The organism is Devosia indica, from assembly GCF_003056405.1.
In the GTDB taxonomy this organism is placed as follows: Bacteria; Pseudomonadota; Alphaproteobacteria; order Rhizobiales; family Devosiaceae; genus Devosia; species Devosia indica.
Genome location: NZ_PYVZ01000003.1, coordinates 287,489 through 314,466 on the forward strand (window position 1 = coordinate 287,489; position 26,978 = coordinate 314,466).

Sequence of the window (26,978 nt, forward strand, 5' to 3'; positions counted from 1 at the left end):
CGTAAGTCCTTTTCAGGCCAGCACCTGGGCACGATCCAATGCCCGGATCGTTTCAAACAGAATGGCGGCCTGATCTGCATCACCCTGTTCAATCGCGGCGATCAGTGCCTGAAACTGGCTTACCGAGGCCGCACGATAGTCCGGGCCACTCAGAGCGCCATCGCGCGTCAGGGCCAGCGCGAGGGTCAGTTCGACCACGCCGATGACCGAGCGCAGCAGCGGATCGCGGCTGGTCTCTGCCAGGACGCCATGGACTTCCAGGCAAGACAGCCCGAATTGCTCGATCGATTCACCGGCTGTTTCCATCTGGTGGCACCAATATTTGAGCAGGCGTACCTGTTCGGACGTGCGCTGCCGGGCAGCCAGCGCGATCATGGGTGCTTCCAGCGCGGCACGGGACCGGAACAGGCTTTGGTGAAACTCCGGGTCGGCTGGCGCATCGAAATGCCAGGCCAGCACCTGCGGATCAAAGAAATTCCAGCGGCTGCGTGGTGAAACCCGCGTGCCCACCTTGGGACGGGCCTCGACCAGCCCCTTGGCCTCGAGCGTTTTGAGCGCCTCACGCAGCACCGTGCGGGAGACGCCATAGGTTTCCATCATCACCGCATCGCTGGCCAGCACCGAGCCGATCGCGAATTCTCCCGTGACGATAGAATGGCCAATCTCGTTGATGACGAAGGTATGGAAGTTCCGTGCGGCGCGGCGTCCGGAAAGCGAGCGGATCAACCCGCCGGTCTCGATCATGTGGAGAGCTTTCGAACACGCCCGGCGCGGCGATCAATCCGCCCCGCCCTCTGCCAGCCATACATTCAGGACGCTTTCTCTCCCTGCGCAGAGGCAGCAAAAATAAGCCGCTGCAACACGATGAACAGGAACAGCAAGGCCCCGATTACAATCTTGGTCCACCAACTCGACAGGGATCCGTCGAAAATGATGTAGGTCTGCACCAGCCCCAACAGCATAACCCCGATAAAGGTGCCAAGCACAAAACCATAGCCACCGGTCAACAGGGTCCCGCCGATCACCACCGCACTGATCGCGTCGAGCTCGACGCCCACGGCGGCCAACGGGTAGCCCGCTGAAGTATAGAGGGAGAAGACGATTCCCGCCAAGGCGGCCAGCGTGGATGACACCATGTAAACACCGATGGTTGTCCGGGCCACCGGAACGCCCATCAGAGACGCCGAAACCGGATTGCCGCCAAGTGCATAGACATAGGAGCCAAAGCGTGTCCGATGCGCGACCAGGGCCCCGACGATAAAGACAGCGACCATCAGCAAGCCGATGAAGCTCAACCGTCCTCCGCCCGGCAGGCGAATGATGAGATCGGATATCCAGTCGTAAAACTCGTGGTTCACCGGCACGGAGTCCTGCGTGATGACGGAGGCACCGCCACGGGCCAGGAACATGCCTGCCAGTGTGACAATGAAGGCCGGTACCTGCAGGTAGTGGACCGCGAGGCCCATCCCGGCGCCAAAGCTGGCAGCGACAGCAAGGGACAGGGCAAAAGCGGCAAGCGGATGCCAGCCGGCCCAGGCGATCAACACCGCGACCAGCACGCCGGTAAAGCCGATGACCGCGCCGACCGACAGGTCGATACCACCTGAGATGATGACGAAGGTCATGCCCACCGCAGTAATGCCGAGAAAGGCATTGTCAGTCAGGAAATTGCCCAAGACGCGCGTGGAGAACATGGACGGGAATTGCATGACCGCCAGAGCATAGGCGATGGCGAAGATGACGGCCGTGGCGACCAGCGGACGAAGGCTGCGGCTCATTTGCTGGTCTCCCGGACAGGCATGCGCGTTGGCATGATGCGGCTTGCCAAAGGCGACTGGATGATGAGGACAAGGAAGATCAAGGCAGCCTTGACGATCAGATTGAATTCGGGCGGAAAGCCTGAGACCAGAATACCGGTGTTCATGGCCTGGATGATGAGGGCGCCCAGCACCGCAAGGGGGACGGAGAAACGCCCTCCCAGGAGCGAAGTCCCGCCAATGACCACGGCCAGAATGGCATCCAGTTCAAGCCAGAGGCCGGCATTATTGGCATCGGCGCCGCGAATGTCGCCGGCGACAATGATGCCCGCAATTGCCGCGCAAACGCCGGACAGGCCATAGACATAGAGCAGCAGCATGCGGCTGCGAATGCCCGCGAGGCTCGCGGCCGCCCGGTTGACACCAACGGCCTCGATAAAAAGACCCAGGGCGGTCTTGCGCACCAACAGCGTCACCAGCACCAGAAGGGCCAGGGCTATGACCGCCGCCATGGGAAAGCCGAGGAATGAGCCGGTGCCAATAAAGATCAGCACAGGGTCGGTGAAGGTGACGATGAAACCTTCGGTGATGAGCTGGGCAATACCGCGCCCGGCCACCATGAGCACCAGGGTTGCCACAATGGGCTGAATGTCGAGCACAGCGACGAGGAAACCGTTCCAGAGGCCACAGGCGAGGCCAACCGCGAGCGCGGCGGCAACAGCGACGGGTGCTGGATAACCGGCCACCACCAATGTCGCAGCCACCGCGCCCGCCATGGCCATCACCGCGCCGACCGAAAGATCGACACCCTTAGTGGCGATGACACCCACCATGCCAATGGCCAGAATGGCCACCGGCGCGCCCCTGTTAAGCACATCGATCAAGCTGCCAAAGAGCCGCCCGTCTTGCCAAGTTATGCGGAAGAAATTGGGGAACAGCAACCAGTTAATCAACAAAACGCCAACCAAGGCCAGCAATTGCGGATTGGCGAGACGAGACAGAATACGCCGCGTCATGCGAGCTCCTCATCGCGGTGATTGGCGATCGCCTGCACGATGACGCCGGGATTGATATTCTCGCCATTGAGTTCGGCGACCATTTCGCGGTCCCGCATCACCACAATGCGGGTGGAATATGCCACAACCTCATCGAGCTCGGAGGAGATGACCACGAGGGCCAGCCCTTCGTCCCGCAGCCGATTGATGGTGCGGACAATCTCGGCATGGGCCCCGACATCAATGCCGCGGGTCGGCTCGTCGAGAATGAGAAAGGCCGGGTCGGTGGCGAGCCAGCGCGAGAGGATAACCTTTTGCTGGTTACCACCCGAAAGCAGCTTGATCGGCATATCGAGGGAAGCGGCGCGAATATCCATGGATTCGCCAAACCGACCGGCAATCTCCATCTGTTCGTCGCGATTGAGCGCGCTGAACCAGCCCAGCTTGCCCTGCAGCGCAATGATAATGTTTTCGCGGACTGACAAATCACCAAATATGCCTTCGGCCTTGCGGTCTTCGGGGCAGAAGCCGAAGCCATGCCGGATGGCATCGGTCGGGCGGGCGATGGTGGTCCTGGTGCCGGCAATGGAGACTTCACCCTCATCGGCGGCATCGGCGCCAAACATGATGCGGGCCATTTCCGTGCGGCCGGAACCGAGAAGGCCCGCGACGCCAATCACCTCGCCCTTGTGAATGGTGAGATTGAACGGATGCACGCTGCGCTTGCGGCCATATTGGGAGTAATCGAGCAGGACATCGCCCATGGGACGTGCATCCTCGACGCCGGTTGCACCGGAGAAGGCAACGTCCTTGCCCAGCATCAGGCGCACCACGTCGGTGCGGCTCATTGCGTCCAGCGCCCGGGTCTCGATCAGCTTGCCATTACGCAGGATGGTCACCCGGTCGGCGACGGCAAAGACCTGATCCAGAAAGTGGGTGATGAAGACGACGGCCAAACCCCGAGCCTTGAGGTCGCGGATAATCTCGAACAGGCGCTCCACCTCGTTGCGGTCGAGGCTCGCCGTAGGCTCGTCCAGGATCAGCACCTTGCCCGAGAGTTCGACGGCACGGGCGATTGCGACGATCTGCTGCACCGCGACCGAATAGGCGCCCAGTTCACTCGATGGGTCGATCTCAAGGCCGTAGCGCCTGAGGATGCCACGGGACTCCCGTTCCATCTTCCGGCGATCAACCAGACCGAAACGCGTGGGTTGATGGCCAAGGAAGAGATTTTCGGCAACGGAGCGGTTGGGCAGGAGATTGACCTCCTGATAGACGGTGCCGATACCGTGGGTCTGGGCCTGCTGCGGATTGTCCAGATGGATCGGCGCGCCGTCGGCCAGCACCTGGCCGCCATCGGGTTGGTAGGCGCCAGTGAGAATCTTGATCAGGGTTGACTTCCCGGCACCGTTTTCGCCCAGGAGCGCGTGGACCTCACCGGCTCGCAGGCCGAAATCCACCGCGTCGAGCGCCACGTGATTGCCGAAAATCTTGACGATGCCGCGCGCTTCGAGCGCGTATTGCTCATCAGGCATGTGCCCTCCCCTGCCTGTGGGCAGTCTGCACTAAACTTTCAATGGCGTCATGGCCCGCCATGATAAGCCATTTCCATGTTGGGCCACCCGGCCCGCGAGATTGGGCCGGATGGTGAGGATGCTGAAGGCTCAGCGGGTTATCGGCAGTGCCGCATGGCCCGCTATTTAGTAGCCGAGGTCCTTGCGGCGCTCATATTCGCCCTGCGGGTCATCGGCAGCCGTGTAGAGCTTGGATTCGGTGATGATGAACTTCTCGGGCATGGTGCCATCGGCCCAGTAGGCGGCCAGGGCATCAAAGGCCGGACCGGCCATGTTGGGGGTCAATTCGACCGTGGCATTGGCTTCGCCCGCGGCAATGGCGGTGAAGATATCTGGCACGGCGTCGATTGAGACGACCAGAATATCTTCGCCCGGCGCAAGGCCAGCGTCCTTGATGGCCTGGATGGCCCCCACGGCCATATCGTCATTATGGGCATAAACCGCACAGATATCGGCGCCGCCATTGGACGATTTGAGGAAAGCTTCCATCACCTCCTTGCCCTTGGAGCGGGTGAAGTCGCCGGTCTGGCTCTGGGCGATGGTGATGTTGGACGCATCGGCGATGGCCTCTTCGAAGCCCTGCTTGCGGTTGATGGCCGGGCTCGACCCCACGGTGCCCTGCAACTCGACGACATTGCACTCTTCGCCTGCCACTTCATCGACCAGCCACTGGCCCGCCACGCGGCCTTCAAGCACCTGGTCGGAAGCCACCGAGGTCAGATAAAGATCTTCCGGCGCGTCGATGCCACGATCAAGCAGCACGACCGGAATTTCGGCTTCCTTGGCTTCGCTCAGCACGTCTTCCCAACCGGTGGCAACAACGGGTGCGACCAGAATGGCGTCAACGCCCTGGGCGATGAAACCGCGAATGGCCTTGATCTGGTTTTCCTGCTTCTGCTGTGCGTCGGCAAATTTGAGGTCGACACCGCGCTCTTCGGCCTGCTGGCGGGTCACGGATGTCTCGGCGGCGCGCCAACCGGATTCAGAACCGATTTGCGAAAAGCCGATGACCTTGCCGGAGATGTCCTGCGCCAGGGCACCCGAAGACAAAGCGGTAGCGAGGCCTGCCGCGAGGGCAAGCTTGGTTATGATGTTCACAATGAAGTCCTCCCAAATGCCGCCCGGCGTATTCGCTTCAGGCGGTATGGGGACGCTATATAAAGTACTATTATATGTAAAGATCAAATTTCTGGTGGTACGATCGACCCTCGCGCCCGCCTTTTCAGAACGTTCAAAATCCCAGGAATTCGGGGACTAATGCGTTGTCGGGATGTCCCTGTGCGGCGCTGCTCCGAAAAAGCAAAAACACTGTTCCATTGTGCGCGCATTGGCTGCATTCTTGGCCCGACTTGGGGGGAAATCGGGAAGATCCAAGCGAGGCGCGCCAGGCGGTGCGCGACAGGTGTGAAGGCGCCATCCCCATTGCGCACGACTTCGGCGAGGACAGGGAATTTCATTGGTCAGCAAAGCCGCAACGCTACTGGAAGTCGCCCGGCTGGCTGGCGTGTCCACGGCCACGGTCAATCGCGTGCTCAAGCAGCAGGGCTATATTTCGGACGATGCGCGCCAGAGAGTGCTCGCCGCCGTTGCGGCCACCAATTATCGTCCCAATGTGGTGGCGCGCGGCCTGCGCACGCAGCACACTTATACGATCGGGTTGATGCTGACGGCCATTACCGTCAATCCTCTGTTTGTGGGCGTGGCCCATGCCGTGGAGGCAGCCGCCATTGCGGCGGGGTATCGCGTGGTGATCTTCAATCATGGCGGCAGCCCGAGCCATGAGCGCCATGGTATCGAGACCTTTATCGCACAGCGGGTGGATGCGGTGCTGTTCTGCACGACGGCCAGCCCGGAAAATGTGGAGATACTCGTCGAATCCGGCATTCCTGCCATAGAGATCGAACGCTCGCTGACAGAAACGGCCCGATCCGTTCGGGTCGACAATTATGTGGGCGCGCGCGCGGCGGTGGACCATCTGGTGAGCCTGGGGCACCGGCACATCGCTTTTGTCGGCGGGGATCCGGCGATTTATCCGCGCGATCTGGCCCGCCAACGATCGGTGGAAGACGACCGGCTTGCCGCCTACCGCGACGGCATGGCTGCCCACGGCCTCCAACCAATGCCTGAGCATGTGCGGCTGGGAACTTATTACGATCTCGACGCAGAGATTTCCGGTACCGAGGGCCAGCAGCACACCAACGCGCTGATGGCCCTGCCCGAGCCACCGACGGCGATCTTTGCGACATGCGATATTCTGGCCACCGGGGTCCTGCAATCGCTCTACCGCATGGGCAAGCGCGTGCCGCAGGACGTGTCCGTGGTCGGGTTCGACGACACGATTGCGGCCTATCTGGCGCCCGAACTAACGACTGTTGCACAGCCCATGACCGCCTTGGGGCGACATGGGTTTGACATGGCTCTGGCGGCGATCGAAGGCCGTGAAGTGCCCAATGAAATCGTTCTCGAAACAAGCTTGGTGATCCGAAATTCGACAGGCCCGGCACCATAGGGTGAGACAGTTTGACACACCCATTAACGACATGTTAGCAATCTGCTATGTCAACGATGACACACCTGTCATACGGGACATAGCGCGGCTCGCAACGGTCGAGTTCAAAGGGAGGATATTCATGCGGCACATATTGCTAGCGGCGACAGCGTTCGCCACCACATTAATCAGCGCGCCGGCTTTTGCGCAGACGGTGACGTTCTGGCAGTTCTCTACCAATCCCAACGACATTGCAGCCTGGGAAGGGATCATCGAGGCCTTTGAGGCCAGCCATGAAGGCATCGATGTGGTTATGGAGATCGTACCCTGGTCCGAGCAGCAGCAAAGGCTTGTCACCGCACTGACGACCGGGGGCCTCCCCGATGTGTCGATGCTGGGAAATAACGTGGTGGCGCAGTTCCAGGCCATCGGCGCATTGGCGCCGCTCGATGACGCATTTGCAGCCTATGACGCCGAACATGGTACCGATGTCGCCGCCGATATCTGGCCTGGAGACAGGGGCTACTACAATCTGGGCGGCCAGTGGTGGGCCTCGCCCATCGCAGTGGAAACCCGCGCCCTTTACTATCGCAAGGACCTGTTCGAACAGGCCGGGCTGGATCCCAATTCACCCCCCGAAACCTGGGAGGAACTGCGCGCCACGGCCAAGACCCTGACTGAGGGAACGCCGGACGGCACCTATGGCATTGGCCTGTCCACCAGCCTGGACTATTTCACCGTCCACAATTTCATGAGTGCCTATCTCGGTTATGGCGCCCGCATGCTGGCCGATGACGGCACTTGCGGCTTCAACTCGCCTGAATTCAAAGAGGCCCTTTCAGTTTACACGGGAATTGCGCTCGACGGCTCGACCCATCCCGACGCGGCCAGCATGGATGGCAATACTTTTCAGCGCGGCTTTCTCGACGGCCGATATGGCATGATCCTCATGCATCCGAGCCTTTATCGCGATCTGGTCACAGAGCAGCCCGAATGGCTCGATCAAGTCGATATTGCCAAGGTGCCGGCGGGCCCCGCCAATCGCTCCGGGTTCCTGGGCGGCTGGCCGCTGGTAATGTGGGATGCGTCGGAGGCCAAGGAAGCGGCCGGACAGTTCATCATGTTCGCCACCCATGGCGAGGCCTTCAAGGAGCTGGCCGTGGCCGGTGGCTTTATTCCGGGCAGTATTTCGCTGGCGCAAGGAGAGCCGTGGACGGAATTCCCCTATCCGCTCTTTGTCGAACAATTGCAGGATGCACGACCCTATCAATATCCGAGCGAGGCCATTGCGCAGATGGGTCAACTTGAAGTCGACACGATCCAGAAAGCCGTTCAGGCCGTTGCTCTTGGCCAGAAGGACGTTGATCAGGCGGCAAGCGATCTGTGCACCGACATCAACACAGTCCTCGCGCGCTAAGAGCATTCCCCGGGCGGAGCCGACCTCCCACCGTCCGGGGCTTTTTCTTCCTTCAGTCAAGACCGGTCCATGTCCACATCCGCACAAGTGCACGTGCCCCGGGCGTTTGGTAAAGCAGCCCTGCCCTATGCGCTCGTCGCCCCCGCCATACTCGTGGCCCTGGGCATCGCCGTGCTCCCCCTGCTCTACGCGCTCTGGTTGTCATTTCAGGACTGGTATCTGCTGCGCAACCCGCAGCCGGTGTGGGGTGGGCTTGTCAATTTTGAGGCCCTGCTGACCGACGGCGCCTTATGGCGTGCTTTCTGGCGCACCTGGATCTGGACACTGGGCACAGTGGCCGTCGAGATCGCTCTGGCCCTGCCCCTGGCCCTGCTGCTCAACCGCGACACGACCATTGCGCGCCTGGCCTCGGCGCTGATCCTGCTGCCCTGGGTGATGCCCTTTATCGTGCTGGGCTATGGCTGGCGCTTCCTGCTCGACAGCGAGGTGGGGGCACTGCACGCCCTGCTGCAGTTCTTCGGCATTGCCGGCAACAGCTCCATCCTCAACGACCCGAACCTGGCTCTGGCTGTCATAACCTTCATCTCTGGCTGGAAAGGCATGCCCTTCATGGTGCTGGCGCTTCTGGCAGCCCTCAAATCTATCCCGGACGAGCTTTATGAGGCGGCAGCCATTGATGGGGCCGGCCCCTGGCAACGTTTTGCCAGCATCACCCTGCCTTCGATCCAGAACACCATGCTGATCATTGGTCTGGTGCTGGGCATTCTGGCCTTTTACAGCTTCGACCTGCCCTGGATCATGGCGCGAGGCGGTCCACAGGACGCCACAACCATTCTGGGCATCACCATGTTCAAGGCGGTCTTTACCGACCTCAGGCCGGCCTATGCCGCTGCTATCAGCGTGGTCATGCTGGTGATCCTGGCCGCAGCGTCCTTCCTGACCCTGAAACTGGGGAGGCGCCCGTGAACCGCGGCAACAAGCGCCTGCGCAATGCGCTCCTGGACATCCTGACCATCATGCTGCTGGGGCTGGTGCTGCTACCAATCATATGGGTGTTTATTGCCTCGATCCGCCCCGATGCCGACATCATGTCGCGCAGCCTGATCCCGATGCAGATCACCTTCGATCATTTTGCGGAGATCTTTTCGCGCGGCGACTTTCTTGTTGCCCTGCGCAACAGCCTGATTGTGGGCAGTCTCGTGGCCGTCTGCACGGTACTCATCGCGGTTCCCGCCGCCTATTCGCTCAGCCGTTTCACCTATTTGGGACGCGACTTCATCGGCTTTCTGATCCTGGCGACGCAAATGCTGCCAGCGGTCGCCGTGCTGGTGCCACTTGTGGTGATCATCCGCTCGCTGGGCCTGGCCAATACATTGACGGCACTAACTTTCACCCACCTGGCGCTGGGACTCCCCATCGCGGTCTGGATGCTCAAGGGCTATATCGATGCCGTGCCGCGTGAGCTCGAAGAGGCCGCCGTCATCGACGGATCATCGCAACTTGGTGCCATGGTGCGGATTACGTTGCCGCTGATCCGACCGGCAGTGGTGGCCGTAGGGACTTTTGCATTTGTCCTATCCTGGGGAGAGTTTCTGCTGGCGCTGGCGCTGATCACCAGTGCTGAGGTCAAGACGCTGCCACTGGCCCTGCAGACCCTGTTTGACCCCTACTCGTTCAGTTGGGGTGTGGTGATGGCCGGGGGCGTGGTGATCGCCGCGCCGACGGTGGTGCTGTTCCTGCTGTTCCGCAATCAACTCGTTGGCGGGCTGACCGCTGGCGGTATCAAAGGGTGACATAAGTGTCGTTGACGACCCAATCGCTCTATTTCACCGGTCCGCGCGCCGTCGAAGTGCGCTCCGAGACGCTCGATGGCCCCGGACCCGGCCAGGTGCTGCTTGAATTGCTGGTGTCCGGGATCAGTGCCGGCACAGAGCTCAATGTGTTTCGCGGGCTCGCGCCGCAATGGCGCCAGGCGATGGACCCCCGAACGCGCTTATTCTCCGACGCCCATGGATCGGACTGGCACTGGCCGGCGCGATATGGTTATGCAGCAGTGTGTCGTGTCGCAGCGCTCGGCGACACAGTCACGCGGATCGGCATGAACGAGATGGTCTTTGCCTATGTGCCGCATGGGCAATATGCCGTGGTTGACGCCGAGGCCGTAGTGCCCCTCAACGCAATAGACGACCCCGAGATCGGCGTGTTCTTCGCCAATCTGAACACCGCCTATAATGGCCTGCTCGATGCCAATATTGTGCTTGGCGCCGATGTGGTGGTCAGCGGGCTGGGCGTGATCGGACAATTGGTGACGCGATTGCTGGTCCGCAACGGCGCCCGGCAGATCATCGGCATTGACGGCATCGAACAGCGCCGGCAGGCGGCTCTCGCGGGTGGCGCAACCACGGTGATCGACCCCGCCGCCGGGGAGGTTGCAGAGCAGGTGCGCGACCTGACCGAGGGGCGCGGCGCTGACACGGTCATTGAGGTCTCAGGCGCGGCCCCGGCGCTGAACGAGGCCATTCGCACGGTCGGGTTCAATGGTACCGTGGTGGCCATGTCCTGGTATGGCGGAAGCTTTGAAAGCCTCAGCCTGTCGGGCGAATTTCACCACAACCGGCCGCGCATCATCTCTTCGCAGGTCGGCACCGTGAACCCTTTTCTCGGGCCGCTCTGGTCCGTGACACGACGCGGCAACATCGCGCTCGAATACCTGTCTGCCCTTGGCACAGATCTCAAGGGCTTCGTCACGCACCGTGTACCGCTGGCCGAAGCGGAACGTGGATATGGCCTGCTCGACCAGGGTTCGCCTGAGGTCATGCAGGTGCTGATCGATTATCGCTGAACTCGAACCAAATGGTCCAAGATGAAATTATCCGCCTGTATTGAATGGCTATTTGCCGACGCCAGCGCCGACTTTGCCGACCGTATCCGCCTCGCCAAGTCGGCGGGTCTGGACGCAGTCGAATTCTGGTTGTGGTCCAACAAGGATCTGGACGCCATTGAGGCGGCACTCCAGGAAACCGGCATGACGCTGAGCGGCTTCGTTGCCGAGCCGATGATCGCCCTGACCGATCCGGCCAATCATGCCGCTTTTCTTGCCGGACTCGCCACATCGGTGCGGACGGCGCAGCGCCTGGGCGCCAGGGTGCTGATCGCACAGGCGGGTGACGATCTGCCTGGCCATACGCGGGAAGAACAGCACAAGGCCCTAGTGGATTGCCTGAGGGCTGCGGCCGACGTGCTCGAAGGCAGCGGCGTTCGGCTTGGGGTCGAGCCGCTCAATACCTTGATCGACCACAAGGGCTATTACCTGTCCTCGACCCGCGAGGCGCTCAATATCGTGGATGAAGTCGGCCGCCCCGAGATCGGCATCGTCTATGACCTCTATCATTCCCATGTGATGGGCGAGCGGATCGAAGACGTACTGCAGCAGCGTGTGTCACGTGTCATCCACGCCCATGTTGCCGACCATCCCGGCCGCAACGATCCGGGCCTGGGTGAAATCGACCTCGGCGAACGGCTGGCCTGGCTTTACGCCAATGGCTATACCGGCGCGGTGGGGCTCGAATACCAGCCGGAGGGCAGCACGGCAGAGGCTCTTGACCGCGTCCGTGCGGCCCTGAGCGTGCCCGCCTGAGCCTCCGGCCAGGCGGATAGCCTAGAGCGCGCGTTCGGTCTCGGCATCGAAGATGTGCACCCGTTCAGGCGCGATGGTCAGGCCAACCGTGTCTTTGGACCTGATGTCGCTGCGTCCGGTGATGACCACGGTCAACTCCGGCGCGCCGTCCGTCGTCAGATAGGTCAAGGACCCGGTCGATTCCACGACGGAGACCGGCAAGACGATCTGGCCAGATGTGCCGGGGGTCGCCTCGATATGTTCAGGACGCAACCCGACAGTGACCCTGCGGCCTGGCTCCAGGTTTCGGCCAATGGGCAAGGCCGCGACCCCCTCAATCTCCAGGGTTACATGCTGGCCGTCGGCGGCGATGGTGCCGGGGATGAAGTTCATCGCGGGTGAACCAATAAAACCGGCGACAAAGCGGGTGGCCGGAGTATCGTAAAGCTCAAGCGGACTGCCTTGCTGTTCGATGACGCCATCGCGCATCACCACCACGTGATCGGCCATGGTCATGGCCTCGATCTGGTCGTGGGTGACATAGACCGAGGTTGCGCCGAGCCGGTCATGCAGCGCGCGAATTTCCTTGCGCATATGCACGCGCAGGGCGGCGTCGAGATTGGACAGCGGCTCGTCGAAGAGAAAGGCCTTGGGGTTGCGGATGATCGCCCGCCCCATGGCCACACGCTGGCGCTGGCCCCCGGAGAGCTCTCGTGGATAGCGATGCATCAATTGCTGCAGGCCAATGGTCTTGGCGACCTCGTCTGCAGCCTTCTTTGCTTCGGCCCTTGGCACGCGCTTCAAACGCAGGGAATAGGTCAGGTTCTGTTCCACGGTCATGTGTGGATAAAGCGCGTAGGACTGGAAGACCATGGCGACATCGCGCTTGCGCGGCGGCACCCCGTTCATCACCGCGCCGGCGATCTTCATGGTGCCACCGGTGATGCTTTCCAACCCAGCTATTGATCGCAGCAAGGTCGACTTGCCGCAGCCCGAGGGCCCGACCAGAGCCACGAACTGGCCCTTGGGAATGACCAGGTCGATGTTCTTGAGCGCGTGGAAACTGCCATAGTGCTTGTCGATGCCAACGAGTTCGATCTGGGGCTGGGCACTCATTTGAGGGCTCCCGAGGTTAGGCCGGACACGATGCGGCGCTGCAGGATGACGAAGACGAGGATGATTGGGGTCACATACATTGCGGCATAGGCCATGATCCCGTTCCAATCGGTGGAGTTCGGGCCCAGGAAGCCCGATAGGCCGACACTCGCCGGCTGAAGAGACTGCGTCGTGATGATTGATTTTGAATAGATGTACTCGCCAAAGGCCTGCATGAAGGTGAGAATGGCCAGCACGAGGATGCCGTTTCGTGCCAGCGGGAGCACGATGAAGAAGAAGGCGCCCCAGCGCGAATTGCCATCGACCAGCGCCGCTTCCTCGAGCTCGCTTGGCACGCTCATGAAGGTGGCACGGACGAGGACGATATAGAACGGGATCGACTTACCCGCGGCGGCGATGATCACCGCCGTTCGCGGATAGTCGAGCAGGCCGATCTGGTTGAAGCCCACGTAGAGCGGGGTGATCATCACCGAGGCTGGCAGGACCTGCAGCATCAGGATGGCGAACAGGCCAATATCGATCCAGGGATTGCGGTAGCGGGCCAGCACATAGGCGCAACCAGTGCCGAGCAAAACGGTCAGGGTCGTTACGCCGGTGGCGATGACCAGGCTGTTCCAGAGGAACGTGTCCATGGTCCGCCGTTCCCAGGTCGCCGGAAAAATGGAGAAATCCGGTTCGCGGGGCCAGAAGGTCGGCGGATTGGCAAATATCTCCGAGGCGCCCTTGAGGCTGGTGGCATACATCCAATAGAGCGGGAACAGATAGACTGCTGCCAGCGCAAGGGCGAGAACCAGCAGGAGTTTTGGTGCAGCAACCCGGGTCATCCGCGCACCTCATGGCGGGTCGAGCGGACATAGACGATCGAGGCGACCAGAACGAAGATCAGCATCATCATCGAGACGGTGGCGCCCTTGGCAAAATCGAAGAGCTGGAACGACCACTGCCAGGCCCAGTATTGCGCCACATTGGAACTGTTCGCAGGTCCGCCTTCGGTGATGGCGGGGAACAGGTCAAACTGCTGCAGCGTGTAAATCAGGCCGAGGGCAAGGACCGCGCCGATGGTCGAGCGCATCATGGGCAGCGTGATGGTGGTAAAGCGCTGCCAGCCATTGGCACCGTCGAGTTCAGCCGCTTCGTACAGATCACGCGGAATGCCGGCGAGACCAACCGACAGCAGCATCATGTTGAAGGCCAGGCCGAGCCAGATATTGGCGATGGTGACGGCCCAGATCGACAGGTTTGGATCCGATTTCCAGAACATGGTGCCATCGATAATGCCGAGCCCGCGCAGGATCGCGTTGAGCACGCCGAAATCGCCGGCCAAGATCCAGCCCCAGAGCGCGCCGACCACGAGGCCGGGCATGACCCAGGAAACGAGGAACAGGCCACGGATTGTCGAGGCAAAGGGGAAGCTGAGCATGAAGAAGATGGCCAGCGCAAAGCCGAAGATGAACTGCCCGGCAATCGAGCCGAAAACGAAGATTGCGGTGTTCCGGATGACCAGCCAGAACTCGGGCTGACTGACTATCGCAACATAGTTCTCAAATCCGGCAAAGGGCCGGGAGAACGTGTTGAGATTGAACATGTCGACTTGCTGGAAGCTCATCACGACGTTGTAGACGAGCGGGACGCCGGCAAGGGCGAACAGAAAAAGCATCGTCACGCCGACCATGATGAGATCGAAGCCCTTCCCATCGGTGATGCTGGACAGAATGCGGCGCATGGTCCGACCTCTTTCCGTTTAGGTTTGTTGAAGTGCAGGGTCTTCCCGGAAGCGCTGCGGCCCCGGGAAGACTTGTGGCCATCAGGCTCAGTTGAGGATCGTGTCGATCGTCGCCTGTGCCTGGCTCAGCGCCTCGTCCGGCGTCATCTGACCGGTCAGGGCCGCCTGCTCGGCGTCGTAGATCGCCTTGGAGATCTTCTGCCATTCAGGGTGCGGACCACGCGGCTGGGCGTATTGCAACTGTTCCTGGAAGACAGCGAGTGCGGCGTCCTTCTTCTCGATACCGGACAGAGGCAGTTCGACGTCGGACCGCGTCGGCAGATAGCCGAATTCGGGGAAGAGGCGGTCGTCCTGGCTGACGAAATATTCCAGGACCTTGAAGGCTTCTTCCGGATGCTCGGTTGTGGACATGATGCCGAGATTGAAGCCGCCGAGCGCCGAGGATCGTTCATCGCCTTCCCCAAAGGTCGGCAGCAGGGTTACGCCCCAGTCGAAGTCGGCGTCTTCGACCATGCGATCGATTTCCCACGGGCCAGAAATCGCCATTGCGGCGTTGCCCGAGTTGAAAGTGCCGGTGGAATCCCACTGGCCGAGCGAGAGGACGTCCTGGCTCAGAACGCCATCGTCGATCATGCCCTTGACCATGGACAACCATTCGCGGGCGCCCTCGGTGTTGACATTGTCGTAGCCGCCGCCGGACATCTGGATGACGGGCAGGAACTGGAAGGTGCCTTCCTCGTTGCCACGTGCCGAAAGCGTTGCGCCATATATGCCCTGGTCGGGCTTGGCGAGGATGCGGGCATATTCCTCGAACTCCGCCCAGGTCTGGGGTGGTTCGGTAATCCCGGCCTCTGCAAACATGTCCTTGTTGTAGAAGACCCCGATCGTGTCGGTGTACTTGCCGACACCATAGAGGCGCCCGTCCCAGCTCACCGAATTGAGCGGTCCTTCAAAATAGACTTCGGGATTTATGACATCGCTCTGGGCAGCCATATCCGTGATGTCGAGAAACGCCCCGCGCGATGAGAACAGGGCAAAGTCCGGATTATCAAGGCTGACGATGTCCGGCGCGTTGCCGGTGGCAAAGGCGCGCAGTGTTTCGTTGACGATCTCGTCGAATTGCAGGATCCGGTATTCGACGTTGATGCCATTGTCCATCTCGTCGAATTCCTTGGAGAAGGTATCGGACGGTCCGACCTGGTTGGCGCCGTCAATCGACCAGACAGTGATGGTCACCTCGTCCTGCGCCTGAGCCGGCACCGCTGCGACCAATGCGCCGAGCGCAAGCCCGGCCAATAGACCTCGTTTAGCAAACTGCATTATATCCTCCCTTTGCGGCCCTCGGGCCGCGACCATGCCGCTCGGGTTTCCTCTTTCCCTTGCGGCCTTCCTCGCTGCCATGGGCGGTGCAAACGCCCGTGGCAGCATCTCAACTCTCCTGCAGCATTTCCTCCTGGTTGCGGACGGCGATTGCATCGCCGCCACAGGATTGGCGCAGCACGAGCTTGCAGGGCAGCTTGCGGATGCCCGGCTCGACCGGCTTGCCTTCAGCAAGATCCAGGATCAGGCGGCCCGCTTCGCGGCCAAGTTCCTTCAAATTCATATCGATGGTGGTCAGCGGCGGCCGCGTCGCCGCTGCGACAATCTCCCAGTTGTCGAAGCCGATGACCGAGACATCGCCTGGCACCTCGACATTGCGCTCACGCAGCGCATCGACCACGCCGCGCGCAATCTGGTCATTGCCGCAGAAAATCCCATCCGGACGCGGTGCATCGCCATCCCAGAGCTTTGCGATCGCCGCGTGCCCCCAGGCCTCGGACCAGGGCCCATGCAACACCTGCGCCCCCCGCCCCGCCACCGCGCGGAATGCACCGGCCCGTGCCGCGACCGAGACGAAGCTCTCCGGCCCCGTGATGTGTACCAGTGCCTTTCGCCCAATCTGTGCAAGCCATTGGGTCGCCTCGCGTGCGCCCTGCGCATCGTCGGACACCAGCGTCACCGCATCATCGGGACCCTCGGTAAAGGCATAGACCACAGGAACCGGCAGATGGGACAGATCAACGGGCAAACGGCGGTCGATGCGCTTGCCGGTGGCAATGATGCCATCAACCTGCTTGTCGAGCATGGCGTCGAGATGGAGCCTGGCGAGTGCCGCATCATCCTCGATGCCACACAGGAACACCGACACGCCCTGGTCCACCAAGGCTTCGGACACGCCGGCCATGACCGGCAGGGTGAACCGGCCATAGGTGTCGTTGGTCAACAGGCCAATGGTGAAGCTGCGCTGCTGGGTCAGCGCGCGTGCCATGGCATTGGGGCGAAAACCGAGCGCAGCCGCTGTCTGCTTGACCCGCCGGCGGGTTTCCTCGGTCATCCGACCGGTATCGTTGAGGGCCTTGGAGGCCGTGGCAACGCTGACGCCGGCGACGCGGGCGACGTCGTAGATGCGAATGCGCTCAGCCTTTACCACGTCCTCACACCTCAATGGAAAACCCTTTTCTCAATATTGGTAAAACGGTTTTTCAACACTCGTCAATAGTCATATTTATCCCGCCAGAGCGAGGTAGTCGCCACCGCGCGCCTGCTTAAGATGGTTCAGGGCATGGATCTGCCCGGTCATTTCCAGCGCATCGCGATAGACCGGGTCATGCCAGCCTTCGATGTCGATCGAACCCGTCCAGCCGGCCAGCCGCAGCTCGGAAATGATGTCGGTCCAGTTGCTATCGCCAAAGCCTGGCGTGCGCATGAAGACGAAGGGTTCCTTGCCGAAGATTCCGTGCTCGCGGATCACATCCCAACGAATGGTGGCGTCCTTGCCGTGCAGATGAAAAATCTTGGGCGCCCATTTGCGGATCTGCGGCAAGGGGTCGATCAGATAGACCATCTGGTGGCAGGGCTCCCATTCGAGCCCAATATTGTCGTCCGGCGTCTCATTGAACATCAACTCCCAGGCATCGGGATTGTGCGCAATATTCCAGTCGCCGGTCTGCCAGTTGCCATCCATGGCGCAGTTTTCAAAGGCGATCCTGATGCCCTTGTCGGCGGCGCGCCTTGCCAGTTCCGACCAGACTTCGCGGTATCTGGGCAGGCTGTCGGTCAGCGGCTTGTTGCGAATGCGACCGGTGAAGCCGGCGACGCAAGTGGCACCGAAATGATGCGCATTATCGATGCAATCCTTCCAGCCCTGCAGGGTCTGGCGGTCCATTTCCTGGTCTTCGAGCACATTGCCGAACATGCCGAGGGTAGAAATGGTGATATTGCGATCCCCAATGGCATCCCTGCAGCGCTTGCCCAGTTCGGCGATGTCCTGGCCGTTGGTGGTCTGCCAGAAAAATGGCTGGAAGCTTTCAAAGCCCAGATCGGCGATTTCGGCGATGCGCTCGGCGGCCTTACCGGCCGAAGCCGAAACCATGGTGCCGATGCGGATGGAATTTGCGGGGTCACTCACGTTGATATTTCCTCAAACTGCAATTGGGATGCGCTGCCCGGTTCGCGCGCTCTCAATGGCGGCAAGAACCATGGCCAGGCTGTTGATATTGTCGGCACCCGCGGTTTCAGGCTGGGCGCCAGATTCTATGGCGGCGAGAAAGTCGGCGATGACGCTGGCATGGCCGTGGACCTGGCCGGCATCGGCGGGCGGCGGCACCTCTATTTCCTTGAGGGGACGGAAGAAGCCGCTGTCGCCGTCCACAACGCGTGCCTCGAACCGGTCTTCGCCATCCCAGAGCAGCGTGCCCTTGGTGCCTATGATGCGCCAGGCGCTTTCCCAGCTCGTATTGGCCCCTTCAGCGCACCAGGAGCCGCGATAGTTGAAGACCACATCGTTTTCGAATTCGAAGATTGCGTTGGCCGCTGCGCCATGGCGATACCAGGAGCCGGGCGGGTTGGTCTCAAGGCAATAGACCGCCCGCGGGGCCTTGCCCGCCATGAAGCGAGCGGCGTCGAGCGTATGAATGGCCATGTCAAGCAAGAGGACATTATCCATGTCCTCGCGGAACCCGCCAAAATGCGCACCAATAAAGAAATCGCAATTGAGGCTCGTAATCTCACCCAGCGCGCCAGTCTCGACCAGGCGCCGGATGCGGCGCACGCCGGCGATGAAGCGGCGGTTCTGGACGACGGCGTGGACGCGGCCTGCCGCCTTGGCTTGGGCGACCATCGCCTTTGCGTCAGCTAGGCTCGTGGCCATGGGCTTTTCGGTCAGTACGTGGCAGCCATGGCGCAGCCCGGTTTCAACCAGCCCTGCCCGCGCCGAGGGGACCACGACATCAAACAGCAGGTCGGGTTTGGTCTCTGCCAGGACGGCGTCGAGGTCTGTGCCGATGGCGATGTCATCAAGGGCAAATTCGCTGGCACGAGTCGTTGCGGTGGCCCGATCGAGATCGACCAGGCCGACAATCCGCACTTTGTCCTTGAGCAGGGCATGCTCGGACAGGGCGGCCAGCCAACCCTTGGACATGCTGCCACAACCGGCAAGCACCGCAGAATAGACCAAGATATCCTCCCTCTGGACTTTGGCCTGCCCTTGCCATCTTGTGCAGCATCAGGGCAGAAAGTCCCGTAAACGTTTACGACGTTACATTTCGCACGTTTCGACTGTCAACTGGATTTCGTAAACGTTTTTTGTCGATGATTGGGGCTGTGGGAAAAGTACGAAAAATATGACTGGCATCAGAGAGTTGGCGCAGCGCCTCAACCTGTCCATCGGCACCGTTTCTCGTGCACTGAACGGCAAACCTGACGTCAACGATGAGACCCGGCAGCGCGTTCTCGAGGCCGCCAACGCGATGGGATATGTACCTAACCAGGCGGGCCGGTCCCTGCGCAAGGGCGCCACGGGCGTCGTCGGCTTCATGATGCAGACTGGCGCGCAGATCACCGGTGAGGGCGATGTGTTCTTCATGAGTGTGTTTGACGGGGTGCAGACCGTTTTCGCGCGGCACCAGCTCGATCTGGTGGCTCTGCTCTGTTCTTCTGAGGAGGATCCGGATGCCTATATGCAGCGCGTCGTGGCCCGCGGGTTTGCCGATGCACTGATCATTTCGGCGACGAAGCGGGAAGACCATCGCATTGACTATTTGGCCAGCCGCAACATTCCTTTTATTGCGCTGGGTCGTTCGCAGACCGATGTGGGTCATCCTTGGCTGGATCTTGATTTCGAGGGCATGGCCGAAACCGGGGTTGCGCGCCTGGTCGCCAAGGGGCATCGGCGTATCGGTATTTTCGCCCCGTTGGATAATACCAATCTGGGTTTCGTGTTCATCGAGGCCTACCGCAAGGCGCTGGAACAGCGCGGACTGCCGTTTGATCCCGACCTGATCTTCCGGGCCCACCCCAATGAACGCGGCGGCCATGACATTGCCCATGCCATCGCCGCCATGCCGCCAGGCAAGCAACCGACCGGCTTCATCCTGACCAATGAATTGATGACGCTGGGGTTCTACAATGGCCTTTATGAGGTCGGGCTGCCGCCGGGGCAGAAATTCGCCGTCATCAGCCGGGACAGCCCGCAGGCGCATTTTCTGGTCCCCAAGCTGACCAGTTTCCGGCTGTCGCTGCGCGATCTCGGCATTGCCCTGGCCGAGGCGCTGCTGGCCACGATGCCGGCCTATGCCGCGCACTATCCGCTCGGCGTCGTGCGCAAAATCGTCCCGCTGGAACTGGTCGACGGCGATAGCGACATGCCGGTCTCAACCGGCTAGCCGGCCGCCAGCCCATAGTGACCATCTTGACACGGGCAATGCTTGACGTAATGTTCATGCGACTCGGAAAAGCTTTTCCGAATGAGTTCTGACCCATTTCCACGCAATGCTCCGCGCCATTCGAGACCAGCATGTCCGAGGGAAAATCGCCAAATCGCTACACACTGCGCGACGTGGCACGGCATGCCGGGGTCAGCCTGGGCACCGCATCCAAGGCGCTCAACAAGTCAGGCACGCTGCGGCAGGAAACACGCGAAAAGGTGCTCAAGGCGGCCAATGAGCTGGGGTTTCGGCCCAATGACCTGGCACAGGCCCTGCATCGGGGCCAGAGTTTTACCGTCGGCCTGATTTCCAATGATAGCTTCGGGCGGTTCACCATGCCCATCATGGAGGGCCTGGAAACCGTTCTGCACGCGGCCGGCATTGCGCTGTTCATGTGCAACGCCACGGACGATCCGGAACGCGAGAAGCGACATATCGACCAATTGCTGGGCAAACGCGTCGATGGGCTGATCTTCACCGGGCGCCGGGCCGACCGCCGCCCCGTCCCCGGCCTGGCACTGGGCAATCTGCCGGTGTTGTACGTCTTCTCGCAGAGCGACGAACCGGGCGCTGCCTGTCTGTTGCCCGATGATGAGGGCGGCGCGCGCCTTGCCACTGCGCACCTGCTTTCGCTTGGGCGAACGCGGATTGCCCATGTGACCGGCCCGGAGGATTTCGAGGCGGTCCGCTTGCGGCGGCGCGGATATGAGGCGAGCCTTTCAAAGGCCGACCCGGCATTGATCCTGCACGGCCCCTGGTCGGAGGCCTGGGGCCGGGAAGCGGCAGCGCGCCTGCTCGCCATGCCGACGCGGCCCGACGCCATTTTTGCCGGCAATGACCAGATCGCGCGCGGCATTGTCGAGACGCTGCGCGACAATGCCATTTCCGTGCCCCAGGACATTGCCGTGATCGGCTTTGACAACTGGTCGGTGATGACAGAGGCGAGCCGGCCGCAACTCAGCAGCATCGACATGAATCTCAAATTGCTCGGCGAGGAGGCCGGGCATCGGCTGATCCGCATGATCCGGGGCGAAAGCCAGAGCGGCACAAGCCGCCTGCCCTGCACGCTTGTTCCCCGCGCCAGCACCGTTCCAACCCCACAACCAGGCCAATAATGGCCGGAGGAGACCCTATGCGCCGCTATTCCCCAGTCGATTTCACCCGTGTGCACCTGACCGGCCCGTTCTGGTCGGAGCGGCTTGAAACCGTGCTCACGCGCACGGTGCCCAGCCAGTACAAGAAGCTCGATGAAAACGGCATTCTTGAATCCCTGGATCTGAAGGATCCGCCGCCGCCGCTGCGCGTGCCCTATAACGACCATGGCTTTACCATGCAGTTCTTCTGGGATTCGGACATCGGCAAATGGATCGAAGCGGCCGGCTATGCGCTGCGGCATCGCCGCGATGCGGAGATCGAGCGGCAGGTGGACGAGATCGTTGACAAGCTTGAAGCTGCGCAAATGCCCGACGGCTATCTCAACCTGTGGTATCAGGGCCATGAAATCGAGAACCGCTGGACCAATCTGCGTGACCGGCACGAACTCTACAATATCGGGCATCTGCTCGAGGGTGCGATCGCCTATTACCAGGCAACGGGGAAGCGCAAATTCCTTGAGGTGATGGAGCGCAGCCTGGACCATATCCGCAGCACGTTCGGGACCGGTGATGGGCAAAAGCGCGGCTATCCCGGCCACCAGGAAATCGAGATCGCGCTGATCCGGCTCTACCAGCTCACCGGGGAGCGCAAGCAGCTCGATCTGGCCGCCTATTTCATCGACGAACGCGGCCGCCAGCCGCATTACTTCGATCAAGAAGCGATTGCGCGGGGCGATGACCCGGCCAAGTACCACTTCTTCAACACCGGCAATTACGAGTATGGCCAGGCCCACAAGCCGGTGCGCGAGCAGGACAAGGTGGTCGGGCACGCCGTGCGCGCCATGTATATGTACACCGCCATGGCGGACCTGGCGGCGGAACTGGACGATGACAGCCTGCGCCATGCCTGCGAAGTGCTGTGGAAAGATGTGACCACCACGCGGATGTATGTCACCGGCGGCTTCGGCCCGTCGGCCTCGAACGAGGGTTTTACGACCGACTACGACCTGCCCAATGACACCGCCTATTGCGAAACCTGCGCGTCCATCGCTTTCGTGTTCTGGGCCCAGCGCATGCTCAACCTCGAGCTCGACGGGCAATATGCCGAGGCCATGGAACTGGCGCTCTACAACGGCGTGCTGTCCGGTCTCTCCCGGGATGGCGAGCTTTATTTCTACGAGAACAAGCTGGACAGCGATGGCAGCCATCGCCGCTGGCCCTGGCACCCCTGCCCCTGCTGCACGATGAATGTGTCGCGGCTGGTGGCCTCGATCAGTGGCTATTTCTATTCGGTGGGTCCGGGTGCCATTGCGGTCAATCTCTATGGTGGCAACAGTGCGGAACTCGATCTCGATGGGCGTCGCGTCCGGATCGAGGAACAGTCGGACTATCCCTGGTCCGGCAAGATCAAGGTCAGCGTGCATCCCGATGGTCATGGCGTGTTCGCACTCAAGCTGCGCATTCCGGACTGGGCACGCGATGGTGTGGCGAAGTTGAATGGCAATCCGGTTGATGTGCCGGGCCAGTTGCAGAACGGCTACCTGGTGATTGAGCGGGACTGGATCGAGGGCGACGAGGTCGAACTCGACCTGCCCATGGCGCCCCGCCGCATCTATGCCAATCCCAAGGTCAAGATGGACCGGCACCGCGTTGCCCTGGCGCGGGGACCGCTGGTCTATTGCGCCGAGCAGGTGGACAATGAGACGCCGGTGCCCGACCTGATCCTGTCGCGAGATGCGGCAATTGCCGAAACGCCGCGGGCCGATCTTTTCGATGGCATCGTCACCCTGACCGCGCCGGCACAGACCATTGGCAGCGATGATTGGGGGCCGGACCTTTATCGCACGACGCCGCCGGCACCCGCCGATACGACGCTGACCGCCATACCCTATTATCTCTGGGCCAACCGGGAGGCGGGGCCGATGCAGGTCTGGATTCGCGAGGACTAAGGCTTGCATGGCATTCATCACGGCATTGGCGCGTTTGCGCGTGCCTTTGCCTGGCGGCGATATTGGGTAGCGCATCGGGCCTGTGCGGCGAAAACGCAGCCACTTGCCGGCTCCTTTTTGGAACAGTGGACGTGCTGAAGTGCCGGATGGCCCTGAGCCTCCGGGTTTGAGATGGACGTGTTCCGAGGCGCGTGCGTCTCAGTAAACTTAGATAAATAGAGACGTCGCCGCCTCGGAACGCTGGGTTTCTCCTGCTGTCGTGGCCCCTATTGATCGCTCGTCGCAAGGTGGCCCAACGAGCAGGCAGGCCCTGGAGCGACCCAGCACCCAACCAGCTCCTCCCGCAAAGTTCGCTGCAGTCCGTCCGCGCGGGAGTGATGGGAGGAGGATAAGGGAGGTTTTGGGTGCGGGGATAAAAAAGTTGACCGGGTGTGGTGATGGCCGACCTCGTCCTTCGAGGCTGCGCTGCGCTTCGCACCTCAGGATGAGGTCTGGGGAGGAACCGGTGTTTGGCGAGCCGTCATGGTGAGGTGGGCGCGAAGCGGCCCTCGAACCACGAGAGCGGCGATCAGCGAAAGTTGCGCCAGCTCAGGATGGCCCCGGCCTGCGCCGGGTGACAGCCTGTGGGTTTTATGAGGCTATGCAACAAGTCCGACATCATGGCGGAAATCGACCCCATTTCGGTCATTAAGCGGTTCTGAAGTTGCTCCTGGAAGCTGCCATTCCTCGGAAGCGATATGTGGTGTTTGACCGCCAAGTCATGTTGACGAAAAGCACCGGCCGCCGGTAATAGACGTGCATGGGGACTGCGAACTCCCCACGAGGCGTCAGCTGAAGATCGCGTTCCATATCAACCCGGCAACGGAGGAACGCTCATGCCTGCGCCCAATGCCATTTCTTTCGATAAACTCACCCGCATCATCGGAACGCCCCGCGCACCACTTTTACTCGACGTGCGTTCGGAAGAAGACTTTGCCGCTGATCCGCGGTTGCTTCCCGGGGCTACCCGGATCGACGACCAGGCGCTTGCCGACCTCGTGCCGCAGCTCGGCGGGCAGCCTTCTATAGCTATCTGTCAGGCCGGTCACCGGCGCAGCCAGGGGACAGCCGCCTGGCTGCGCGCCGAGAGGTGCCCATCGGAATATCTCGAAGGCGGGTTCGAAGCGTGGCGGTCGGCCGGACTGCCGTTGATCGATCCGACGAAGCTGCCGGCGCAGGATACACAGGGCCGCACGGTCTGGGTCACGCGGTCGCGTCCCAAGATCGACCGCATTGCGTGTCCATGGCTAATTCGTCGCTTTCTCGACCCTCGCGCGATCCTCCTTTTCGTCGCCCCCTCCGAGGTGGTGGGTGTTGCCGAACGCTACAACGCTGCTCCCTTCGACATCGAGGGGGTGTTCTGGAGCCACCGGGGCGAGCTTTGCACATTCGATTTGATGCTGGCCGAGTTCGGCCTGGCTATTCCGGCGCTCGACCGGCTGGCTGCCATCGTGCGCGGGGCGGATACGGCAAGGCTTGATCTGGCGCCCGAGGCCGCCGGGTTGCTTGCCGCGTCGCTTGGCCTGTCAAGAATGTATTCCGATGATCTCGAGCAGCTCGAGGCTGGCATGCTGCTCTATGACGCCTTCTACCGATGGGCGCGCGACGCTACCGACGAGACCCACAACTGGCCCTCCAATAAGCTCAAGGCAGACTGATGCAGGACCGCGCTTACCCCACCTTGGCCGAGGCCACCCGCATCTGGGCCCGTATCGGACTCCTTAGCTTTGGCGGCCCCGCAGGCCAGATCGCGCTCATGCACCGCATTCTCGTCGAAGAGCAGCGCTGGCTCGGCGAGAAGCGTTTCCTCCATGCACTTAACTACTGCATGCTGCTACCAGGACCCGAGGCCATGCAGCTCGCCGTCTATATCGGCTGGCTGATGCACCGCACGCTCGGCGGCATCATTGCCGGCGCCTTGTTCGTGCTTCCCGGCGTCGTCGCGATCATGGCGCTTAGCTGGGTCTATGCGCTTTACGGCAATGTCGGACCGATCGAAGCGCTGTTCTTTGGCCTCAAGGCTGCGGTGCTGGCCATCGTGGTGCAAGCGGTCATCCGCATCGGGTCACGCGCACTGAAGAACAATGCGATGATCGCCATCGCCGCCGCCTCGTTTATCGCAATCTTTGGGTTCGCCGTGCCGTTTCCGCTGATCATTTTAGCCGCTGGCCTGATCGGGTATTTCGGCGCACGCGCGGGGGTGCCTGCGTTCCAGAACGGTGGCGGACACGGCAAGGTTGGCACCGTCCAGGTCGATGACTCCGACACGCTACTAGGCGAGGAATCGCCTGATCACACGCAGGTCAACCGCGGCTGGGCCTTTCGAATTTCGGCGGTGTTCCTCGTGCTGTGGCTGGCTCCGGTCGCTCTGCTGTTCGCCGTGTTCGGTCCGGCCAACGTCTTTGCCCAGATAGCGGGCTTTTTCAGCGTGATGGCGGTCGTCACCTTCGGCGGCGCCTATGCGGTCCTGGCCTATGTTGCGCAGGAGGCCGTTCAGAACTTCGGCTGGCTCGCGCCGGGCGAGATGCTGGACGGGCTCGGAATGGCCGAGACGACACCCGGGCCGCTGATCATGGTGACGCAGTTCGTGGGTTTCATGGGCGCGTTCCGCGATGGCGGCGGATTGTCGCCGCTGGTGGCAGGCACCCTGGGCGGGCTGCTAACCACATGGATGACCTTCACACCCTGCTTCCTATGGATATTCCTCGGTGCGCCATTCATCGAGCGACTGCGCGACAACAAGGTTTTGTCGGCGGCGCTGACGGCGATCACGGCTGCCGTGGTGGGCGTCATCCTGAACCTCGCAGTCTGGTTCGGTCTGCACGTGGTCTTCGAGGAGGTGCAGACGATCGCGTCCTTCGGTCTCGACCTTGATGTGCCCGTCTGGTCCTCGATCAATCTCGCGGCGGCGGCACTGGTGCTGGCCGCGCTTGTCGCAGTGTTTCGCTTCAAGCTTGGCCCTGTCACCGTGCTGGCGGGCTGTGCAATAGCCGGCCTCACGTTGCATTTCGCCGGAATGGCGTGAGCAATGATCTGGCTGACGAGGACACCGCTTAAGCTCGCACGGTGTCCTCGATCTGCCTTTGTGAGAATGGCCAGTTACCGCCACTGCTGACCCAAAACCCGCCAGTTCCCAATCCACCCCGACCTAGCCATTGGAGAGACGGGAGCTCAATCGGTTATTAGGTTTTTCCTATGCGTCGGGATGGCCGGATTGGGGCGCTTGCCTGCTGGGGGGTCTTACCAGCTTTAGCTTATGGTGTGTGATCACTTGGCTAAAGCGCCTGCCGGGCCTATTAGCCATGCATGAACTTTCCTGCTCCCCTCGCTCGCCTTCTACCTCATCTCGTCACGGTCAGCCCGCTTGAACGTCTTCGCGCCGCGGGTGGTGCCGCGATCGGTATTTTGATCGTTGGCATTATCGGCATGCTGACGCTGCCGGCGCCCAGTGCGCCGCTGCTTATCG

At 61.4% G+C, this 26,978-nt stretch carries 23 protein-coding genes; 11 read left to right on the top strand and 12 right to left on the bottom strand.

Annotated elements, in window-relative coordinates; all coding sequences use genetic code 11:
* Positions 1 to 12 precede the first annotated feature (12 nt).
* The 5 genes from DDE76_RS04735 to ytfQ all read right to left on the bottom strand — a co-directional run bounded on the left by DDE76_RS04735 (position 13) and on the right by ytfQ (position 5,424).
* Positions 13 to 744, bottom strand: coding sequence for a FadR/GntR family transcriptional regulator (locus tag DDE76_RS04735; RefSeq protein WP_104891682.1), 732 nt, complete (start codon positions 742 to 744; stop codon positions 13 to 15).
* 65 nt (positions 745 to 809) lie between these two features.
* Positions 810 to 1,778 carry a galactofuranose ABC transporter, permease protein YjfF gene (gene yjfF, locus DDE76_RS04740; protein WP_104891683.1) on the bottom strand — a complete coding sequence of 323 codons (969 nt, stop codon included), beginning with the start codon at positions 1,776 to 1,778 and terminating at the stop codon, positions 810 to 812.
* Positions 1,775 to 2,773: an ABC transporter permease gene (locus DDE76_RS04745; protein ID WP_104891684.1), complete on the bottom strand. Its 999-nt coding sequence runs from the start codon at positions 2,771 to 2,773 to the stop codon at positions 1,775 to 1,777. The genes yjfF and DDE76_RS04745 overlap by 4 nt, the downstream gene beginning before the upstream one ends.
* Positions 2,770 to 4,287: a sugar ABC transporter ATP-binding protein gene (locus DDE76_RS04750; RefSeq protein WP_104891685.1), complete on the bottom strand. Its 1,518-nt coding sequence runs from the start codon at positions 4,285 to 4,287 to the stop codon at positions 2,770 to 2,772. Before DDE76_RS04750 ends, DDE76_RS04745 begins: the two co-directional genes overlap by 4 nt.
* 165 nt (positions 4,288 to 4,452) lie before the next feature.
* A complete protein-coding gene (gene ytfQ, locus DDE76_RS04755; protein ID WP_281261854.1) occupies positions 4,453 to 5,424 on the bottom strand; it encodes a galactofuranose ABC transporter, galactofuranose-binding protein YtfQ in 972 nt (323 codons plus the stop codon).
* Between the two features lie 358 nt (positions 5,425 to 5,782).
* On the opposite strand from ytfQ, the gene DDE76_RS04760 reads away from it, so the two are divergent.
* The 6 genes from DDE76_RS04760 (at position 5,783) to DDE76_RS04785 (ending at position 11,868) form a co-directional block, all read left to right on the top strand.
* On the top strand, positions 5,783 to 6,835 hold the full coding sequence (locus tag DDE76_RS04760; RefSeq protein WP_104891686.1) for a LacI family DNA-binding transcriptional regulator: 1,053 nt from the start codon (positions 5,783 to 5,785) through the stop codon (positions 6,833 to 6,835).
* A gap of 121 nt (positions 6,836 to 6,956) precedes the next feature.
* A complete protein-coding gene (locus DDE76_RS04765) occupies positions 6,957 to 8,231 on the top strand; it encodes an ABC transporter substrate-binding protein (RefSeq protein ID WP_157955662.1) in 1,275 nt (424 codons plus the stop codon).
* A gap of 69 nt (positions 8,232 to 8,300) precedes the next feature.
* Positions 8,301 to 9,197 (top strand): carbohydrate ABC transporter permease, encoded by an 897-nt coding sequence (locus tag DDE76_RS04770; RefSeq protein ID WP_104891688.1) that lies wholly within the window; start codon positions 8,301 to 8,303, stop codon positions 9,195 to 9,197.
* Positions 9,194 to 10,024: a carbohydrate ABC transporter permease gene (locus DDE76_RS04775; protein ID WP_104891689.1), complete on the top strand. Its 831-nt coding sequence runs from the start codon at positions 9,194 to 9,196 to the stop codon at positions 10,022 to 10,024. The genes DDE76_RS04770 and DDE76_RS04775 overlap by 4 nt, the downstream gene beginning before the upstream one ends.
* A gap of 5 nt (positions 10,025 to 10,029) precedes the next feature.
* A complete protein-coding gene (locus DDE76_RS04780; protein ID WP_157955663.1) occupies positions 10,030 to 11,073 on the top strand; it encodes a zinc-dependent alcohol dehydrogenase in 1,044 nt (347 codons plus the stop codon).
* 21 nt (positions 11,074 to 11,094) lie between these two features.
* Positions 11,095 to 11,868 carry a hydroxypyruvate isomerase family protein gene (locus tag DDE76_RS04785; RefSeq protein ID WP_104891691.1) on the top strand — a complete coding sequence of 258 codons (774 nt, stop codon included), beginning with the start codon at positions 11,095 to 11,097 and terminating at the stop codon, positions 11,866 to 11,868.
* A 21-nt stretch (positions 11,869 to 11,889) separates the two neighbouring features.
* Here DDE76_RS04785 and DDE76_RS04790 read toward each other — a convergent pair whose 3' ends face one another.
* From DDE76_RS04790 to DDE76_RS04820, 7 genes are all read right to left on the bottom strand, one after another.
* Positions 11,890 to 12,963, bottom strand: a complete 1,074-nt coding sequence (locus DDE76_RS04790) for an ABC transporter ATP-binding protein (protein WP_104891692.1) — start codon at positions 12,961 to 12,963, stop codon at positions 11,890 to 11,892.
* Positions 12,960 to 13,787 carry a carbohydrate ABC transporter permease gene (locus DDE76_RS04795; RefSeq protein WP_104891693.1) on the bottom strand — a complete coding sequence of 276 codons (828 nt, stop codon included), beginning with the start codon at positions 13,785 to 13,787 and terminating at the stop codon, positions 12,960 to 12,962. Before DDE76_RS04795 ends, DDE76_RS04790 begins: the two co-directional genes overlap by 4 nt.
* The gene (locus DDE76_RS04800; RefSeq protein ID WP_104891694.1) at positions 13,784 to 14,686 is read right to left on the bottom strand and encodes a carbohydrate ABC transporter permease; all 903 of its coding nucleotides are present in this window, start codon (positions 14,684 to 14,686) and stop codon (positions 13,784 to 13,786) included. The genes DDE76_RS04795 and DDE76_RS04800 overlap by 4 nt, the downstream gene beginning before the upstream one ends.
* 87 nt (positions 14,687 to 14,773) lie before the next feature.
* Positions 14,774 to 16,006: an ABC transporter substrate-binding protein gene (locus tag DDE76_RS04805; protein ID WP_104891695.1), complete on the bottom strand. Its 1,233-nt coding sequence runs from the start codon at positions 16,004 to 16,006 to the stop codon at positions 14,774 to 14,776.
* A gap of 109 nt (positions 16,007 to 16,115) precedes the next feature.
* Positions 16,116 to 17,171: a LacI family DNA-binding transcriptional regulator gene (locus DDE76_RS04810; RefSeq protein WP_425430615.1), complete on the bottom strand. Its 1,056-nt coding sequence runs from the start codon at positions 17,169 to 17,171 to the stop codon at positions 16,116 to 16,118.
* 60 nt (positions 17,172 to 17,231) lie between these two features.
* Complete coding sequence (locus DDE76_RS04815) at positions 17,232 to 18,134, bottom strand: sugar phosphate isomerase/epimerase family protein (RefSeq protein ID WP_104891696.1); 903 nt, start codon at positions 18,132 to 18,134, stop codon at positions 17,232 to 17,234.
* A 12-nt stretch (positions 18,135 to 18,146) separates the two neighbouring features.
* Entirely contained in the window at positions 18,147 to 19,145 is a 999-nt protein-coding gene (locus DDE76_RS04820; RefSeq protein WP_245891803.1) for a Gfo/Idh/MocA family protein, read from the bottom strand.
* Between the two features lie 202 nt (positions 19,146 to 19,347).
* On the opposite strand from DDE76_RS04820, the gene DDE76_RS04825 reads away from it, so the two are divergent.
* The 5 genes from DDE76_RS04825 to chrA all read left to right on the top strand — a co-directional run bounded on the left by DDE76_RS04825 (position 19,348) and on the right by chrA (position 26,537).
* Positions 19,348 to 20,388, top strand: a complete 1,041-nt coding sequence (locus DDE76_RS04825) for a LacI family DNA-binding transcriptional regulator (protein WP_104891698.1) — start codon at positions 19,348 to 19,350, stop codon at positions 20,386 to 20,388.
* Positions 20,389 to 20,519: 131 nt separating this feature from the next.
* A complete protein-coding gene (locus DDE76_RS04830) occupies positions 20,520 to 21,545 on the top strand; it encodes a LacI family DNA-binding transcriptional regulator (protein ID WP_104891699.1) in 1,026 nt (341 codons plus the stop codon).
* Positions 21,546 to 21,562: 17 nt separating this feature from the next.
* Positions 21,563 to 23,473: a glycoside hydrolase family 127 protein gene (locus DDE76_RS04835; RefSeq protein WP_104891700.1), complete on the top strand. Its 1,911-nt coding sequence runs from the start codon at positions 21,563 to 21,565 to the stop codon at positions 23,471 to 23,473.
* Positions 23,474 to 24,348: 875 nt separating this feature from the next.
* The gene (locus DDE76_RS04845; RefSeq protein ID WP_104891702.1) at positions 24,349 to 25,170 is read left to right on the top strand and encodes a chromate resistance protein ChrB domain-containing protein; all 822 of its coding nucleotides are present in this window, start codon (positions 24,349 to 24,351) and stop codon (positions 25,168 to 25,170) included.
* Positions 25,170 to 26,537, top strand: a complete 1,368-nt coding sequence (gene chrA, locus DDE76_RS04850) for a chromate efflux transporter (RefSeq protein ID WP_104891703.1) — start codon at positions 25,170 to 25,172, stop codon at positions 26,535 to 26,537. Before DDE76_RS04845 ends, chrA begins: the two co-directional genes overlap by 1 nt.
* Positions 26,538 to 26,978 lie beyond the last annotated feature (441 nt).